This is a genomic window from Micromonospora siamensis (assembly GCF_900090305.1).
Taxonomy (GTDB): domain Bacteria; phylum Actinomycetota; class Actinomycetes; order Mycobacteriales; family Micromonosporaceae; genus Micromonospora; species Micromonospora siamensis.
Window position 1 is genome coordinate 2,733,504 of sequence record NZ_LT607751.1, and the last position, 14,125, is coordinate 2,747,628.

The following is a 14,125-nucleotide window of genomic DNA, read 5'->3' on the forward strand; positions in this document are numbered from 1 at the left end:
GGAGGAGCTGACTCATGGGGATCAGGACGATCGGAAGGACCGCGCTCGCTGTCACGCTGGCCGGTACCCTGCTGGCCGGCTGCGGCGGGAAGGGTACGGGCACGGCGGCCGAGCCGAGCCCGAAGGAGAACGGTGTCGCCGCCCTCGCGCCCGAGGAGGCGCTGAAGCGGTCGACCGCGGCGCTGGAGAAGGCGGGGTCGTACCGCGTCAAGGGAGGCATGCAGGACGACGGCAGCGCGATCACCGTCGACCTGGCGGTGGCCGGCACGGATCTCGGCGGCACCATGACGATGGACGGCGGAAAGATCGACCTGCTCGCCGTCGGTGGTCAGAAGTATCTGCGGGCGGATGAGAAGTTCTGGGCCAAGGTGGTCGAGCCGAACGCGGCCGACGACGCCGCCAAGTTGTTCGGCGGCAAGTGGATGAAGGTGGACCCGGAGAACAAGACCGCAAGACTGTTCGACTTCGCCACCCCGCAGAAGCTGCTGAAGGCCGACGCCCCGCTGACCAAGGGGGAGACCCGCGACGTCGACGGCCAGCCCGCCATCGGTTTGGTGGAGAGCGACAGCAATGGTGGCACCCTTTTCGTGGCCACCACCGGTGAGCCGTACCCGGTGATGCTCACCAGCGGCAAGGACACCCAGGGGGAGATCCGGCTCAGCGACTTCGGCGCGACGTTCGACCAGATCAAGGCGCCCGCCGAGGCGGACGTCGTCGAGATGAAGGACCTGAAGCGCAAGTGAGCTGAGCGGCGCCCGGCCCGGCCCACCCCACCGGTGGGCTGGGTCAGGCCCGGTTCTCCCAGCCCCAGGCCGCGATCTCCACCCGGTTGCGGGCCCCGAGCTTCGCCCCGATCGCCGCGAGGTGGCTCTTCACCGTGCTCAGCGAGATGAACAGCTCGGCGGCGATCTCCTGGTTGGTGCGGCCACGGGCCACCGCCCGGACCACCTCCCGCTCCCGCTCGGAGAGCGGCCGGGCCGGTGCCCGACCGCCGGTCCCGGCGGTCGCGGTGAACTGCCGCAGCAGCCGTACGGTCACCGTGGGGGAGACCAGGGCGTCGCCCGCGTACGCCGCCCGGACCGCCTCGACCAGCAGGGCCGGGCCGGCGTCCTTGAGGATGAACCCGACCGCCCCGCTGCGCAGCGGGCCGTGGACGTACTCGTCCAGGTCGAAGGTGGTCACCACGACCACCCGCAGCGGATGGACGGTGCCGGGGCCGGCCAGGGCGCGGGTCACCGCCAGCCCGTCCAGGCGGGGCATCCGGATGTCGACCAGGCAGACGTCCGGGCGCAGCCGGCGCGCCTGGGCGATCGCCTCCACCCCGTCCGGCGCCTCGGCCACCACCACGATGTCCGGCTGGTCCTCCAGGATCAGGCGCAGTCCACTGCGTACCATCGCCTGGTCGTCGGCGACCAGGACCCGGATGGTCATCGCGGCGCCCGACCCGGCAGCGGCAGGGTGGCCGCCACCGACCAGCCGGCGCCCGGCCGCGGCCCGGCCCGCAGCGTGCCGCCGAGCGCCGTCACCCGCTCCCGCATGCCGACCAGGCCGTAGCCATCGCGCGCCGGACCGGCCGCCGGGGCGGCGTCGTCGGTGACCTCGACGGTGACGACCGGCCCCTCCTCGGCGACCACCACCGACACCGACCGGGCCGCCGGTGCGTGCCGGGCCACGTTGGTCAGCGACTCCCGGACGATCCGGTAGACGGTGCCGGTCACGTCGGGCGGCCAGGCCGGATCGGGCGGCGACTGCCGCAGCCGCACCACCCGGCCAGGCGCCTCGAAGCGAGCCACCAGGTCCCGCAGCGGTTCCGGCCCGGCGCTGCCGGGGCCGTCCCCAGGCTCGCGCAGGATGCCCACCACCCGGCGCATCGCGGCCAGCGCGTCCGAACCGGCGGCCTCGATGTCGGCCAGCGAGGTGGGCAGCCGGTCCGGGTCGCGGCGGGCCACCAGCGGCGCCACCTGGGCCTGGAGCACGATGCCGGTCAGGTGGTGGGCGGCCACGTCGTGCAGCTCCCGGGCCAGCTCCAGCCGCTCGGCGCGGCGTACCTGCTCGACCGTCTCCCGGCGGCGGTGGTCGGCGAGCCGGAACCCCAGGCCGCCGGCGAGCGCCGCCAACCAGCCGGCGCCGGCCAGCGTCGGGACCGGGGTGAGCCCGCCGGTCGCCGCGCTGCCGGCGGCGACCACCAGGCCCAGCGCCGCCACCGTGACCGCCGGCCGGGTCGGCAGCGTCCGTACCGCCGACCCCACCAGCACGGCCAGGCCCAGCACCGCCGCCGGACCGGGCTCGCGGGGCAGCCCGGCCGCCTCCGCCACCCCGACCGCGACCGCCGCGACGACGCCGCCGGCCACCGCCGTGCCGAACCGGTGCGCCCGCCGGGCCAGGGCGAGCCCGCAGACGAGCACGCCGGCCACCAGGTCGACCACCCACCAGCCGGCGCCCCAGCTGGCCCGGATCGCCATGGCGGTGACGACGAGCGCCACGGCGAACACCACACCCAGGCCGACCTCCACCGCGAGCGCGGCCCGACCGGCCGGCAGCCACCGATGTCCCATGGCTCCCAGGCTAGGAAGCCGGGCCGCCCGGGGTGAACCGGTCAAAAGTACGGTCACCGCGGCCGGCTTCCGTGCCGTGGGCCGATGCCCGGCCGCCCCGCGATCCGCAGGCTGAACGGCATGCGAGACGACGAATCCCGTCCGGTGCTGCGCGCCGAACGGCTGACCAAGCGGTACCGGCGGCGCGTGGCGCTGGCCGACTGCGACCTGCACGTGCCACCGGGCCGGGTGATCGGGCTGGTCGGCCCGAACGGCGCCGGCAAGTCCACCCTGCTCCAGCTCGCCTGCGGCCTGATCCGGCCCAGCTCGGGCACCCTCACCGTGCTGGGTGCCCGGCCCGCCGCCGACGCCGCCCACCTGGCCCGGGTCGGCTTCGTCGCCCAGGACACCCCGGTGTACGCGGCCCTCACCGTCGCCGACCACCTGGCCATGGGCGCCCACCTCAACCCCCGTTGGGACACGGCGCTGGCGCGGCGCCGGGTCGAGCAGGTGGGGTTGCCGCCGGGGCAGCGCGCCGGCCGGCTCTCCGGCGGCCAGCGGGCCCAGCTCGCCCTGACCGTGGCCGCCGCGAAGCGGCCCGAGCTGCTGATCCTCGACGAGCCGGCGGCGGCGCTGGACCCGCTGGCCCGGACCGGCTTCCTGGACAACCTGGTGGACTTCGTCGGCGAGCTGGGCGCCAGCGCCATCCTGTCGTCGCATCTGCTCGCCGACGTCGAGCGGGTCTGCGACCACCTGATCGTCCTCGCCGACGCCCGGGTCCAGCTCGCCGGTGACGTGCGGGACCTGCTCGCCACCCACCACCGGGTGGTCGCCGGGCCCGCCGTGCTGGACCGGCTGCCCGCCAGGGTGACGGTGGTCCATCGGACCGAGGGCGCCGCCCTGGTCCGGTCGCCCGGTGCGTTGCCACCCGGCCCGTGGCGGGCCGAGACACCGGGGCTGGAGGAACTGGTCATGGGCTACCTGACCCGGGCCGCCGTCGAACCGCACCGGCAGGAGGTGACCCGATGATCTGGATGAGTTGGCGGCAGTTCCGCACCCAGGCCCTCGTGGCCGCGGCCGTGCTGGTGGTGGTCGCGGCCTGGCTGCTGGTGCTGGGCAGCCAGATCCGGCACCAGTACGCCACCGAGGTCGCCCCCTGCCCCGGCGACTGCGCGGCGGTGGCCGGCCGCTTCCTGGACACCTACCGGTCCCGGGTGTACGCCCTCGACGCGCTGCTGCTGGCCGTACCGGCACTGCTCGGGGTCTTCTGGGGCGCGCCGCTGGTCGCCCGGGAGCTGGAGACCGGCACCCACCGGCTGGCCTGGAACCAGAGCGTCACCCGGCGGCGCTGGCTGGCCGCCAAGCTGGCGGTGGCGGCGCTGGCGGCGGCGGTCACCGCCGGTGCGCTCAGCGCGCTGGCCGGCTGGGCGGTCGGCCGGTACGACCAGGTCGCGGCGGGGCCGTACGACCCGCTGGGTGCGGGCCGCTTCTCCACCCTGCTGTTCGGCGCGCGGGACCTCACCCCGGTCGGGTACGCGGTCTTCGCCGTCGTGGTGGGCGCGCTGCTCGGCCTGCTGCTGCGCCGTACGGTGCCGGCCATGGCGGTGACCCTGCTGCTCTTCGTGGCGGTGCAGGTGCTGGTGCCGAACCTGGTCCGGCCGCACCTGATGCGGCCGGCGCACGCCGACCAGCCGATGACCGCCGAGCGGTTCGAGCGGCTCGCCGGCCTGGGCGGCCCGTTCAGCGACACCACCGTGAAGGGCCTGAAGATCCCCGACGCCTGGGTCACCTCGACCAGCCCGCTGCTCACCGCGACCGGCCGGCCGCTGAGCACTGCGGAGTTCCGGGCCTGCGAAGGGCGTTCCTGGCAGTGCCTGGCCGACCTCGACCTGCACGTCGCGGTGGCGTACCAACCGAACGACCGCTACTGGGCGTTCCAGCTGCGGGAGGCGGGGATCTTCCTGGCGGCGGCGCTGCTGCTGGCCGGGCTGGGCGCGGTACGGATCCAGCGCCGACGGGACTGAAGGCGCACCCTCTACGATGGTCACCGAACCTGCCGCGCCGCTCCCGGCCGCGGCGGGTCCGGTGACCTGGGGAGGTCTCGTGACGGCACCATCCACGCCGGACGCCCACGCAGGTAGGGGCGCCGACCGGATCGACACCACGGTCGTGCACCCGGCCCGCCGCTACAACTACTGGCTCGGCGGCAAGGACAACTTCGCCGTCGACCGGGAGTCCGGTGACCGGATCGCCGCCGTCTACCCGGGGATCCGTACCCTCGCCCGGGAGAACCGGGCGTTCCTCGGCCGCGCGGTGCGCTTCCTCGCCGAGGAGACGGGCATCCGCCAGTTCCTCGACATCGGCACCGGCATCCCGAGCGCCGACAACACCCACGAGGTGGCCCAGTCGGTGGCCCCCGAGTCCCGGGTGGTGTACGTCGACAACGATCCGATGGTGCTGGTGCACGCCCGGGCGCTGCTGACCAGTGCCCCGGACGGGGCGACCGCCTACCTGGACGCCGACCTGCGGGAGCCGGAGCGGATCCTCGCCGACCCGCAACTGCACGCCACCCTCGACCTGACCCGGCCGGTGGCCCTGGTGCTGGTCGCGGTCGCGCACTTCCTGACCGACGAGGACCGTCCGCACGAGAAGGTCGCCACGCTGCTCGACGCGCTGCCCTCCGGCAGTTGGCTGGTGCTGACCCACTTCACGACCGACCACATTCCCCCGGCGATCGTCGAGCGGATGTACGCCGAGTTCGCGTCGGGCCGGATGAAGCAGGACACCGTGCCGCGTACCGGTCCGGAGTTCGCCCGGTTCTTCACCGGGCTGGAGCTGGCCGATCCCGGGATCGTCCCGGTCACCGAGTGGCGGCCGCAGGTGCCGGCGGACCAGCGTCCCGCGCTGGCCGAGGCGTCGATCTACGGCGCGGTCGCCCGCAAACCCTGACCCGCCTGTCGCGTGGCCCGGTGTCCGCTGTGTGCGGAGATCGGCATTTTCGTGGACTGAAATCTGCCGGGTGCGGCGAGTCGACGCATCGCCTCGCGGGTGACGGCACGTCGTCGGCAAGGTGCCGTCCTGCGCGTGCCGGCACTGCCGGGATGACCGGTTTCATTGTGGGATGGTCCACAGGTCCACGCTGAGAGGTGCCTGAGAATTGGATTCGCGTTCCCTGTTCGGATACGTTCCGACCGGCCCTGAGCGCCTCCCGACCGGATGGCGCGGCCCCCGATGAGACCGAACGAGTAAACGACGGGCGTCGATGGCGTGATCCGCTGACGGTGTTCGACGGAAAGGCGATCGTGTCTGCTGTCGCAGTGAAGTCGCTCTACAAGATCTTCGGCAGTCGACCTGCCGAGGCGGTACGCCGGCTCGAAGGCGGAGCGCCCCGCGCGGAGGCGCTGGCCGGGCTTCCCGCCACCACGGCCGCGGTCGTCGACGCCACCTTCGAGGTGCGCCCGGGCGAGATCTTCGTCGTCATGGGGCTCTCCGGCTCCGGCAAGTCCACGTTGATCCGTACCCTCAACGGCCTGCTCCGTCCGACCAGCGGCAGCGTGGAGATCGACGGCGTGGACGTCGGCAGCCTCAAGCCCGCCGCGCTGCGCAAGCTGCGCCGGGAGAAGATCAGCATGGTCTTCCAGCACTTCGCCCTGATGCCGCACCGGACCGTGCTGGAGAACGCCGGCTACGCCCTCGAGGTCGCCGGGCTGCCGAAGGCCGAGCGTCGCGAGCGCGCCATGGAGGCGATCCGCATGGTCGGGCTGGAGGGCTGGGAGGACAAGCTCCCCCAGGACCTCTCCGGTGGCATGCGCCAGCGCGTCGGCCTGGCCCGCGCCCTGGCCGCCGGGACCGACATCCTGCTGATGGACGAGGCGTTCTCCGCCCTCGACCCGCTGATCCGCCGGGAGATCCAGGACCAGTTGCTGGAACTCCAGGCGGAGCTGGGCAAGACCATCGTCTTCATCACCCACGACCTCAACGAGGCGATGCGCCTCGGTGACCGGATCGCGGTGATGCGCGACGGCCGGATCGTCCAGATCGGCACGGCCGAGGAGATCCTCACCGACCCGGCCAACGACTACGTGCAACGGTTCGTCGCCGACGTGGACCGGACCCGGATCCTCACCGCCTCGTCGGTGATGGAGAAGCCGCACAGCGTCGTGGACGTCAACGCCGGACCGCGGGTCGCCGCGCACGCCCTGCGCCAGACGCAGACCTCCGTGGTGTACGTGACGGGCAGCCAGAAGCGGTTCCTCGGCACGGTCACCGAGGACGAGGTGGGCCGGGCGCTGCGCGCCGGACGGCCGAACCTCGACGGGTACGTCACCACCGGCCAGGTCCGTACCGTGCACGCGGACACCGCCGTGGCCGACCTCTTCGCCGAGGTCGCCGAGAGCACCCACCCGGTCGCCGTGCTCGACGACCGGGACCGGCTGGCCGGGGTGATCCCGCGGATCACCCTGCTCAGCGCGTTGGGCGGCCTGGCCGATTCCCCGACCACGACCGAGACGGCCGACGCCGTGCCGGTGGCCGCCGCCGGGAAGGGAGAGCCGGCATGAGTACGACCGCCGCACTGCCCCGGGTGCCGCTGGGCGAGTGGACCGAGAGCGCCGTCCAGTGGGCCACCGACACCCTGGGCCCGGTCTTCGACGGCGTCGCCATCGTGGTCGACGCCCTCGTCGACCCGCTGACCCGGCTGCTCACCGGGGCGCCCGCCCTCGTCGTGGTGCTGGTCCTCGCCGCCCTCGGCCTCTGGCTGCGCGGCTGGAAGTTCGCCCTCGGTACGGCCGTCGGGCTCGGCCTGGTGGCCGGCATGCCGTACTGGGAGGAGACGATGAGCACGCTGGCGCAGGTGCTGGTCGCCAGCGCGTTGTCGCTGCTGCTCGCCGTGCCGCTGGGCATCTTCGTCGCGGAGAACCGGCGTGCGTCGCAGATCGCCCGGCCGGTGCTGGACCTGATGCAGACCCTGCCCGCGTTCGTCTACCTGATCCCGGCGATCTTCTTCTTCGGCATCGGCACCGTGCCCGGCGTGCTGGCCACGCTGGTGTTCAGCATGCCGCCCGGGGTGCGCCTGACCGAGCTGGGCCTGCGCCAGGTCGACCGGGAGATCGTCCAGGCCGGGGAGGCGTTCGGCGCCTCGCCGTGGAAGATCCTGCTCCGCACCAAGCTCCCGCTCGCGCTGCCCACCATCATGACCGGGGTCAACCAGGTCATCATGCTGGCCTTGTCCATGGTGGTCATCGCCGGCATGGTCGGCGCCGGTGGGCTCGGCGACGTCATCATGTTCGCCCTGGCCCAGGTCGAGGTGGGCAGCGGCTTCGAGGGCGGCATCGCCGTGGTGGTCCTCGCCGTGGTGCTCGACCGGCTCACCGACTCGATCGGCGGGCGGTTCCCCGCCGCCCGGGCGCAGCGCGCCATGCAGCAGCAGTCCTGACCGCTCGGCGGTCCCCAACAACCGCGGCCGTCCGGCCGGCGGCGCGACCCTTCGCGCCCACCGGCGGCCAAGGCAAGGAAGGAAATTCTCGATGTTCTCAACCGTGAAGCGCGGCCTCGCGCTCGCCCTGACCGCCACCCTGGCCCTGGCCGGCGCGGTCGCCTGCGGCGAGTCCGACGGCGGGTCCGACGACAAGAAGATCACCATCGGCTACATGGCCTGGGACGAGGCGATCGCGGCCTCGCACCTGTGGCAGGAGATCCTGGAGAAGGACGGCTACCAGGTCCAGCTGAAGAACCTGGAGGCCGGGCTGGTCTACGGCGGTCTCGCCAATGGCGACATCGACCTGTTCCTGGACAGCTGGCTGCCGCAGACCCACGCCTCCTACCTGGAGAAGTACGGCGACAAGCTGGAGAAGCTGGGCGTGTGGTACGACGACGCCAGCCTGAGCATCGCGGTGCCCGACTACGTGCAGGGCGTCGACTCGCTGGAGGACCTCAAGGGCAAGGCCGGCACCTTCGGGGGCGAGATGATCGGCATCGAGCCCGGCGCCGGGCTCACCAAGGCCACCCAGGAGAAGGTCCTGCCGGACTACGGGCTGGCCGACTCGATGAAGCTGAAGACCTCGTCGACCCCGGCGATGCTCGCCGCGCTGGACGGCGCGATCGCCGACAAGAAGCCGATCGTGGTCACCCTCTGGCACCCGCACTGGGCGTACGCCAAGTACAAGCTCAAGGACCTCACCGACGGCAAGGGCACGCTCGGCGCCGCCGAGGAGATCAACACCCTGGGTCGGTCCGGCTTCGGCAAGGACTTCCCCGAGGTCGCCGCGAAGCTGAAGAAGTTCACCATGTCCGACGAGCAGCTCGGCTCGCTGGAGGACCTGATGTTCAACACCCACAAGGGCGACGAGGCCAAGGCCGTCGACGAGTGGCTGAAGGCCAACCCCGACTTCGAGAAGTCGCTGGCCTGACCCGTACGACGACGGCGGGCGTCCGGGGATTCCCCGGCGCCCGCCGTTCGCGTCTCCGCCGCCGAGCAGGTCGCCGCCGGAGCCGGCCGCCGCCCACGCGCCCGGCCGCCGAGGCGGTCCCACCGTCGGGGGCGGTACCCTGCCGGCGTGACGGTCGGCGACAAGGGCGAGCGGCTGGCGGAATCGCTGGCCAACCGGCTCGACCGGCTCGTCTTCACCGACCTGACCACCGACCAGGTGACCGCTCGGCTGATCGACGCGGTCGCCGGGTGGGCGGGGGAGCGGGGCTGGCGGGTCTACCGGCGCGCGCCCAGCGTGCTGCCGCTGCCGCCGCCGATGTCCGCGCAGTTCTCGGTGCTGGACGTCGCGTGCGCCCGCCCGGACGGTCCGCCGGTGGTCGTCGAGGTGGACCACGGCACCCGGCGACGGACCTGGGAGAAGTTGCTCGCCGAGGCGGCGGCCGGGCGGATCCCGCTCTGGGTGCGGTGGGGCGCCGGCCGGTTCACCGCGCCCCCGCCGCCGATCGGCATGGTGGCGTGCGGGGTGACCCGGCGTACCGGCCCGGACGGCCCGCTGCACAGCCGCGTCCCGGTGACCGATCGGCCGCCGCCGGCGCACTCCGCCGCGGAGCTGCACTCGTCCGACGCCGTCGAGCTGCCGCTGCCACCGGCCGGCGACGGGTGAGCCGTCGGCGTCAGGGCGTGTGCATCCGGAGGACCCTGCGGTCGGTGCGGGCGGTCTGACCCGTGCGGGCGGGCAGTGCGTCCCGTCACTCGAAGCGGGACGGGTCGCCGGCGCCCACCCGCAGGATCTCCGGCACCCCGTCGGAGAAGTCGACCACGGTGGTCGGCACGGTGCCGCACTCGCCGGAGTCGACCACCGCGTCGAGCACGTGGTCCAGCCGCTCCTTGATCTCCCAGCCCTGGGTCAGCGGCTCCTCCTCGTCGGGCAGCAGCAGGGTGCTGGAGAGCAGCGGCTCACCCAGCTCGGCGAGGATCGCCTGGGTGACCGTGTGATCGGGGATCCGTACGCCGACGGTCTTCTTCCTCGGGTGCAGCAGCCGGCGCGGCACCTCCTTCGTCGCCGGCAGGATGAAGGTGTAGCTGCCCGGGGTGGCCGCCTTGATCGCCCGGAACGACGCGTTGTTGATCTGCACGAACTGGCCGAGCTGGGCGAAGTCCCGGCAGACCAGGGTGAAGTGGTGGCCGCTGCCCAGGTGGCGGACCTCTCGGATCCGGTCCAGGCCGTCCCGGTTGCCCAGCCGGCAGCCCAGGGCGAAGCACGAGTCGGTCGGGTAGGCGATCAGGCCGTCCGCCCTGATCAGGTCGACCACTTGGTTGATCGCCCGTGGCTGCGGATTGTCCGGGTGCACGTCGAAGTACTTCGCCATGCGCGGAGCTTAGTGGTCGGCTCCGGAGGTCCTTCGGGGGTTTGGGCGTTGGTCTCAGTGCGGACGAGGGAACATGCGCTCGACGGCGGTCACCAGTGCGGCGCGACGGGCGGTGATGGAGGGGTCCACGGCCTGGTCTGCGGCAGCGGCGGCGATTTCGGGCTGACCTGCCCAGGTCATGGCGATCTGGTTGATCAGGGCGAGGATGTCGACCGGGTCCCAGGCCGGGTCGAGCAGCCCGGTGCGCTGAGCGTCGCGGAGTTTGTCGAGCTTGCCGGCGATCGTGGCCTGGAGAGGGCTGGTGGTGTTGTCTGCGGACTCGGCCAGTTCCAGGCGACCCCACGTGATCAGGCGGTAGTGGTCCGGACGAGCCGCGAAGTGGTCGAAGAGGATGCCGGCGTAACCGGGCAGGTCGGCCGGATCCAGCTGAGTCGCCTCGACGAGCGCGGTCGTCTCGCGTTCGGCGACGTGCGCGTAAAGGGCTTCCTTGCTGCGGAAGTAGGCGTAGACACGTTCCTTGCTCGTCCTGGCCTGCCTGGCGATGCGGTCCACGCGGGCGCCAGCGATCCCATGCCTGGCGAACTCCTCCTTGGCTGCGGCGACGATCCGCTGGCGCGTGGAGTCGGTGGACTCGCTCGAGGTGGCGGCGTCCGGGGTCCGGCCAGGGCTGGTGGAGCGAGGCATGGGCCCAGGATAGGCGACCGAACCGTTCGGTTTTGCGCGGCACTCCGGACAGGCGTATGGTCATACCGAACGGTTTGGTTTGGTCAGCTACAGGCTGCCGATATGACACGAGGAGCGATCTCATGCAGCACCGCACCCTGGGACAGCAGGGACTGCGCGTCTCCGCGCTCGGACTGGGCGTGATGGGGATGTCCCTGGCCTACGGCCCCTCGAACGACGAGGACGGCATCTCCACCATTCACCGCGCCCACGAACTCGGAGTCGACTTCTTCGACACCGCCGAGCTGTACGGCCAAGGCACCGGCAGCAACGAGACGCTGCTCGGCAACGCAGTCAACGACTTCCGCGACGAGGTCGTCCTGGCCACCAAGTTCGGCTTCGACATGACCAGCAAGACGTTGGGGAGCGGCGTCAACAGCCGCCCGGAGAACATCCGCGAGGTCGCCGAAAACAGCCTGCGCTACCTCCAGACCGACCGCATCGACCTCTTCTACCAGCACATCTCCGACCCCGACGTACCGGCCGAGGAGGTCGCCGGCACTGTCGGTGACCTGATCACCGAAGGCAAGGTGCAGTACTTCGGCCTGAGCAACGTCGGCCCGCAGTACATCCGCCGCGCCCACGCCGTCACCCCGGTCACAGCCCTCCAGTACGAGTACTCGATCTTCGAACGCGAGGTAGAGGACGAGATCCTGCCGGTCCTGCGGGAGTTGGGGATCGGCCTGGTGCCGTACTCGCCGCTCGGCCGCGGCTTCCTCTCCGGTGTGGTCAAGCCCGCCGACGAGTACCCCGAGGACGACATGCGCCGCTGGGACGAGCGCTGGCAGGGCGAGAACTACGCCTACAACCTGAACGCCGCCGAGCAGCTCCGAAAGCTCGCCGCCACCAAGGGCATCACTCCCGCCCAGCTCGCCCTGGCGTGGCTGCTCGCCCAGGGCGAGGACGTCGTCCCGATCCCGGGCACCCGCAGCGCCACCCGTCTGGAGGAGAACGTTGGCGCCACCGACGTAGAACTCACCGAGGCCGACCTGGCCCGTATCCGGGAGGTCCTCCCCCAGGGCTCCGCAGGCAGCCGCTACCCGGCCTCGATGATGGCCGGCTTCCGCACCGACTGACAGCCCGTACTCCACGTTCGGTGGTCCCGGGCAAGCGGCGGCGCACGCGACGGACCCGACCCCACCCGAGGTGCCGGATTGTCGCCGGCCGGCCGGTCAGCCGGCCGCCGCCGCCGTGACGTCGGCCGTGGTCACCCCGTCCGACCGGAAGTGCGGGTTCCCGGCGGTCAGCCGCACGGTGAACCCGTCGGCGTCGCGGTAGTGGGCGACGTGGTTGCACGACTGGTGGGTGATCCACAACCCGAGCCCGCCGGCGGCGCCGTCGCCGGTCGGGAGCAGCCCGGCGAACGGGTACGCCGGACCGGAACCCCGGTCGGTGACGGCGACGACGATCCGGTCCTCCCCGGCCCAGACCCGCAGCCGCACCGACGGTCGGCCGTGCCGCAGGCCGTTGGTGACCGCCTCGCTGACCGCCACCACCAGGTCCTCCATCTCGTCGACGGAGAGCTGGCCCTGGTCGGCCGCGTACACCGCACGGCGGGCCTCGGACGCCGTCGGGTCGGTCAGCTCGACCAGCGGCGGGGCCAGTTGCAACGGGTCGGTCACCGGAGGGCGGTTCTCCGACAGGTAGTCCGCCGGGTGGGTGTAGTCCGGGCTCGGCAGGTGCCGCCCCTCGGCGGTGGCGTACCGGGGATGGGTCCGGGCGATGTCGGCCTGCACGTGCGGCGGCGTGATCCGGGTGTCGTACGCGCACATGCTCCAGAGCGGGAAGTCGTCGTACGCGTGGTTGATCGCCGACTCGTACCGGGCCCACCAGTCCCAGGTGACGCCGAACGTCTCCGGCGCCAGCTCGCCGATGATCCGGATCTGCCCGGCGCCCCCCGCCACCAGGTCGGTGAGCAGCGTTCGGTAGGAGCGGATCGCGCCGGTGGGGCGGGCGTACACGTCGCCGCCGGAGAGGAACTGGACGCCTGAGTCGGCGGGCAGCGCGGACCGGACCAGGTCGGCGCTGCGCGGGCCGAAGGCGACCAGGGTGGGCTCACCGGCAGCCACCCCGCCGAGCAGGAACGGCACGGTGACGGCCAGCAGTTCCGCGTCGGAGCCGTAGCAGACGGCCTCGTGGTAGTAGCCCCGGTGACCGGCGGCGGCTCCCGTCCTCACCGGGTCACCTCCACCCGCACGTCGGGCAGGCCCAGCAGCTCGACCAGCCGGGGCGCGGCGGACAGCGTGGTGTGCAGGACGGCGGTGACGCCGCGCCGGGCGGCGTAGCCCTGCAGGTGCAGCAGGCAGCGGTGGTCGATGAAGCGCAGCCCGGGGGCGCAGAGCCGCAGCTCGCCGTCGACCGGGCGCAGGTCGGCCCGCTCCAGCGCGGTGGCGAACAGTTCGTGGTTGGACGGGTCCAGCTCGCCGGCCAGCACCACGCAGTCGTCCTGCCGGTGGCCGCACGCGGAGAGGGTGAACAACAGCCCCGGGGCGTTGGTCCGGGGGTGCATGCACGCCAGCTCGGCCACCGCCCGGTCGCCCAGCTGGCGCCGGTCGTAGGCGCACATGGCGGCGAACGGCCGGGACCACATGTAGCGGTCGACCAGGTGCTCGTAGCGGGCGAACAGGTCCCGCTGCTGCGGGGTGCGGGCCAGGTCGGTGGCCTCGGCGACCACCCGCAGCCCGGTGTAGCCCTCGGCCAGGGCCGCCTCGGTCGCCGCCGCGTAGGCGCGCACCTGGGCGCTGGGGTCGAGCTTCTCGTCCTTGTCGTACGCCGAGCCCGTCGCCACGATCCGGACGGCGCCGGTGCGCAGCCCCTGGTCGAGGCCCGGCAGGCCGCCCAGGCGGGCCCGGGCGGACTCGGCCCCATCGGGCCCGACATACCAGACCTGCTCACCGTCGGCGAGCCCGCGGGAGAGGTATCCACGGGCGGCGGCGTCGAACGCCGCCGGGTCGTCGTAGGACCAGCAGACATGGTCGGGCGGCGCGGCTGATCGCTGCGCGTCGGTCACGTGGTCCCTCCCATGCAGGTCAGTGTAGGCCGGGTTTCGACGACGGTCGACGTGGGTGCTG

General features: G+C 72.7%; 14 protein-coding genes and 1 pseudogene. 9 read left to right on the forward strand and 6 right to left on the reverse strand.

All coding sequences use genetic code 11. From position 1 onward, the window contains the following. Nucleotides 1-14 precede the first annotated feature (14 nt). Nucleotides 15-743, forward strand: coding sequence for a hypothetical protein (locus GA0074704_RS12635; RefSeq protein ID WP_088970684.1), 729 nt, complete (start codon nt 15-17; stop codon nt 741-743). A gap of 43 nt (nt 744-786) precedes the next feature. Here GA0074704_RS12635 and GA0074704_RS12640 read toward each other — a convergent pair whose 3' ends face one another. Both GA0074704_RS12640 and GA0074704_RS12645 read right to left on the reverse strand, forming a co-directional pair. Next, the gene (locus GA0074704_RS12640) at nt 787-1,431 is read right to left on the reverse strand and encodes a response regulator (protein ID WP_088970685.1); all 645 of its coding nucleotides are present in this window, start codon (nt 1,429-1,431) and stop codon (nt 787-789) included. Further along, the gene (locus GA0074704_RS12645; protein WP_088970686.1) at nt 1,428-2,555 is read right to left on the reverse strand and encodes a sensor histidine kinase; all 1,128 of its coding nucleotides are present in this window, start codon (nt 2,553-2,555) and stop codon (nt 1,428-1,430) included. Before GA0074704_RS12645 ends, GA0074704_RS12640 begins: the two co-directional genes overlap by 4 nt. 120 nt (nt 2,556-2,675) lie before the next feature. Here GA0074704_RS12645 and GA0074704_RS12650 point away from each other — a divergent pair, with 120 nt between their 5' ends. From GA0074704_RS12650 to GA0074704_RS12680, 7 genes and pseudogenes are all read left to right on the forward strand, one after another. Next, the gene (locus GA0074704_RS12650) at nt 2,676-3,563 is read left to right on the forward strand and encodes an ABC transporter ATP-binding protein (RefSeq protein ID WP_088973642.1); all 888 of its coding nucleotides are present in this window, start codon (nt 2,676-2,678) and stop codon (nt 3,561-3,563) included. Next, the gene (locus GA0074704_RS12655) at nt 3,560-4,558 is read left to right on the forward strand and encodes an ABC transporter permease subunit (protein WP_088970687.1); all 999 of its coding nucleotides are present in this window, start codon (nt 3,560-3,562) and stop codon (nt 4,556-4,558) included. The genes GA0074704_RS12650 and GA0074704_RS12655 overlap by 4 nt, the downstream gene beginning before the upstream one ends. Before the next feature lie 79 nt (nt 4,559-4,637). Next, nucleotides 4,638-5,483 carry an SAM-dependent methyltransferase gene (locus GA0074704_RS12660; RefSeq protein WP_231926840.1) on the forward strand — a complete coding sequence of 282 codons (846 nt, stop codon included), beginning with the start codon at nt 4,638-4,640 and terminating at the stop codon, nt 5,481-5,483. A 353-nt stretch (nt 5,484-5,836) separates the two neighbouring features. After that, nucleotides 5,837-7,018 (forward strand): annotated as a pseudogene (locus GA0074704_RS12665) (quaternary amine ABC transporter ATP-binding protein); the annotation flags it as partial. A gap of 71 nt (nt 7,019-7,089) precedes the next feature. Beyond that, nucleotides 7,090-7,968 carry an ABC transporter permease gene (locus tag GA0074704_RS12670; RefSeq protein WP_088970689.1) on the forward strand — a complete coding sequence of 293 codons (879 nt, stop codon included), beginning with the start codon at nt 7,090-7,092 and terminating at the stop codon, nt 7,966-7,968. A gap of 91 nt (nt 7,969-8,059) precedes the next feature. Then, the gene (locus tag GA0074704_RS12675) at nt 8,060-8,941 is read left to right on the forward strand and encodes a glycine betaine ABC transporter substrate-binding protein (RefSeq protein ID WP_088970690.1); all 882 of its coding nucleotides are present in this window, start codon (nt 8,060-8,062) and stop codon (nt 8,939-8,941) included. A gap of 147 nt (nt 8,942-9,088) precedes the next feature. Then, the gene (locus tag GA0074704_RS12680) at nt 9,089-9,625 is read left to right on the forward strand and encodes a hypothetical protein (protein WP_088970691.1); all 537 of its coding nucleotides are present in this window, start codon (nt 9,089-9,091) and stop codon (nt 9,623-9,625) included. An 85-nt stretch (nt 9,626-9,710) separates the two neighbouring features. On the opposite strand, the gene GA0074704_RS12685 is transcribed toward GA0074704_RS12680, so the two are convergent. Both GA0074704_RS12685 and GA0074704_RS12690 read right to left on the reverse strand, forming a co-directional pair. Beyond that, a complete protein-coding gene (locus GA0074704_RS12685; protein WP_088970692.1) occupies nt 9,711-10,331 on the reverse strand; it encodes an L-threonylcarbamoyladenylate synthase in 621 nt (206 codons plus the stop codon). 54 nt (nt 10,332-10,385) lie between these two features. Beyond that, nucleotides 10,386-11,015 carry a TetR family transcriptional regulator gene (locus tag GA0074704_RS12690; protein ID WP_088970693.1) on the reverse strand — a complete coding sequence of 210 codons (630 nt, stop codon included), beginning with the start codon at nt 11,013-11,015 and terminating at the stop codon, nt 10,386-10,388. A gap of 122 nt (nt 11,016-11,137) precedes the next feature. On the opposite strand from GA0074704_RS12690, the gene GA0074704_RS12695 reads away from it, so the two are divergent. Beyond that, entirely contained in the window at nt 11,138-12,130 is a 993-nt protein-coding gene (locus GA0074704_RS12695; RefSeq protein ID WP_088970694.1) for an aldo/keto reductase, read from the forward strand. A 96-nt stretch (nt 12,131-12,226) separates the two neighbouring features. Here GA0074704_RS12695 and GA0074704_RS12700 read toward each other — a convergent pair whose 3' ends face one another. Both GA0074704_RS12700 and GA0074704_RS12705 read right to left on the reverse strand, forming a co-directional pair. Beyond that, a complete protein-coding gene (locus tag GA0074704_RS12700) occupies nt 12,227-13,231 on the reverse strand; it encodes a sensor histidine kinase (RefSeq protein WP_088970695.1) in 1,005 nt (334 codons plus the stop codon). Further along, nucleotides 13,228-14,064: an MEDS domain-containing protein gene (locus tag GA0074704_RS12705; protein WP_231926841.1), complete on the reverse strand. Its 837-nt coding sequence runs from the start codon at nt 14,062-14,064 to the stop codon at nt 13,228-13,230. Before GA0074704_RS12705 ends, GA0074704_RS12700 begins: the two co-directional genes overlap by 4 nt. Between the last annotated feature and the right edge of the window lie 61 nt (nt 14,065-14,125).

What these genes read in the sequence shown, in the direction of transcription:
- GA0074704_RS12635 (WP_088970684.1), top strand. Translation starts at nt 15, where the DNA reads ATGGGGATCAGGACGATCGGAAGGACCGCGCTCGCTGTCACGCTGGCC.
- GA0074704_RS12640 (WP_088970685.1), bottom strand. Translation starts at nt 1,431, where the DNA reads ATGACCATCCGGGTCCTGGTCGCCGACGACCAGGCGATGGTACGCAGT.
- GA0074704_RS12645 (WP_088970686.1), bottom strand. Translation starts at nt 2,555, where the DNA reads ATGGGACATCGGTGGCTGCCGGCCGGTCGGGCCGCGCTCGCGGTGGAG.
- GA0074704_RS12650 (WP_088973642.1), top strand. Translation starts at nt 2,676, where the DNA reads ATGCGAGACGACGAATCCCGTCCGGTGCTGCGCGCCGAACGGCTGACC.
- GA0074704_RS12655 (WP_088970687.1), top strand. Translation starts at nt 3,560, where the DNA reads ATGATCTGGATGAGTTGGCGGCAGTTCCGCACCCAGGCCCTCGTGGCC.
- GA0074704_RS12670 (WP_088970689.1), top strand. Translation starts at nt 7,090, where the DNA reads ATGAGTACGACCGCCGCACTGCCCCGGGTGCCGCTGGGCGAGTGGACC.
- GA0074704_RS12675 (WP_088970690.1), top strand. Translation starts at nt 8,060, where the DNA reads ATGTTCTCAACCGTGAAGCGCGGCCTCGCGCTCGCCCTGACCGCCACC.
- GA0074704_RS12685 (WP_088970692.1), bottom strand. Translation starts at nt 10,331, where the DNA reads ATGGCGAAGTACTTCGACGTGCACCCGGACAATCCGCAGCCACGGGCG.
- GA0074704_RS12690 (WP_088970693.1), bottom strand. Translation starts at nt 11,015, where the DNA reads ATGCCTCGCTCCACCAGCCCTGGCCGGACCCCGGACGCCGCCACCTCG.
- GA0074704_RS12695 (WP_088970694.1), top strand. Translation starts at nt 11,138, where the DNA reads ATGCAGCACCGCACCCTGGGACAGCAGGGACTGCGCGTCTCCGCGCTC.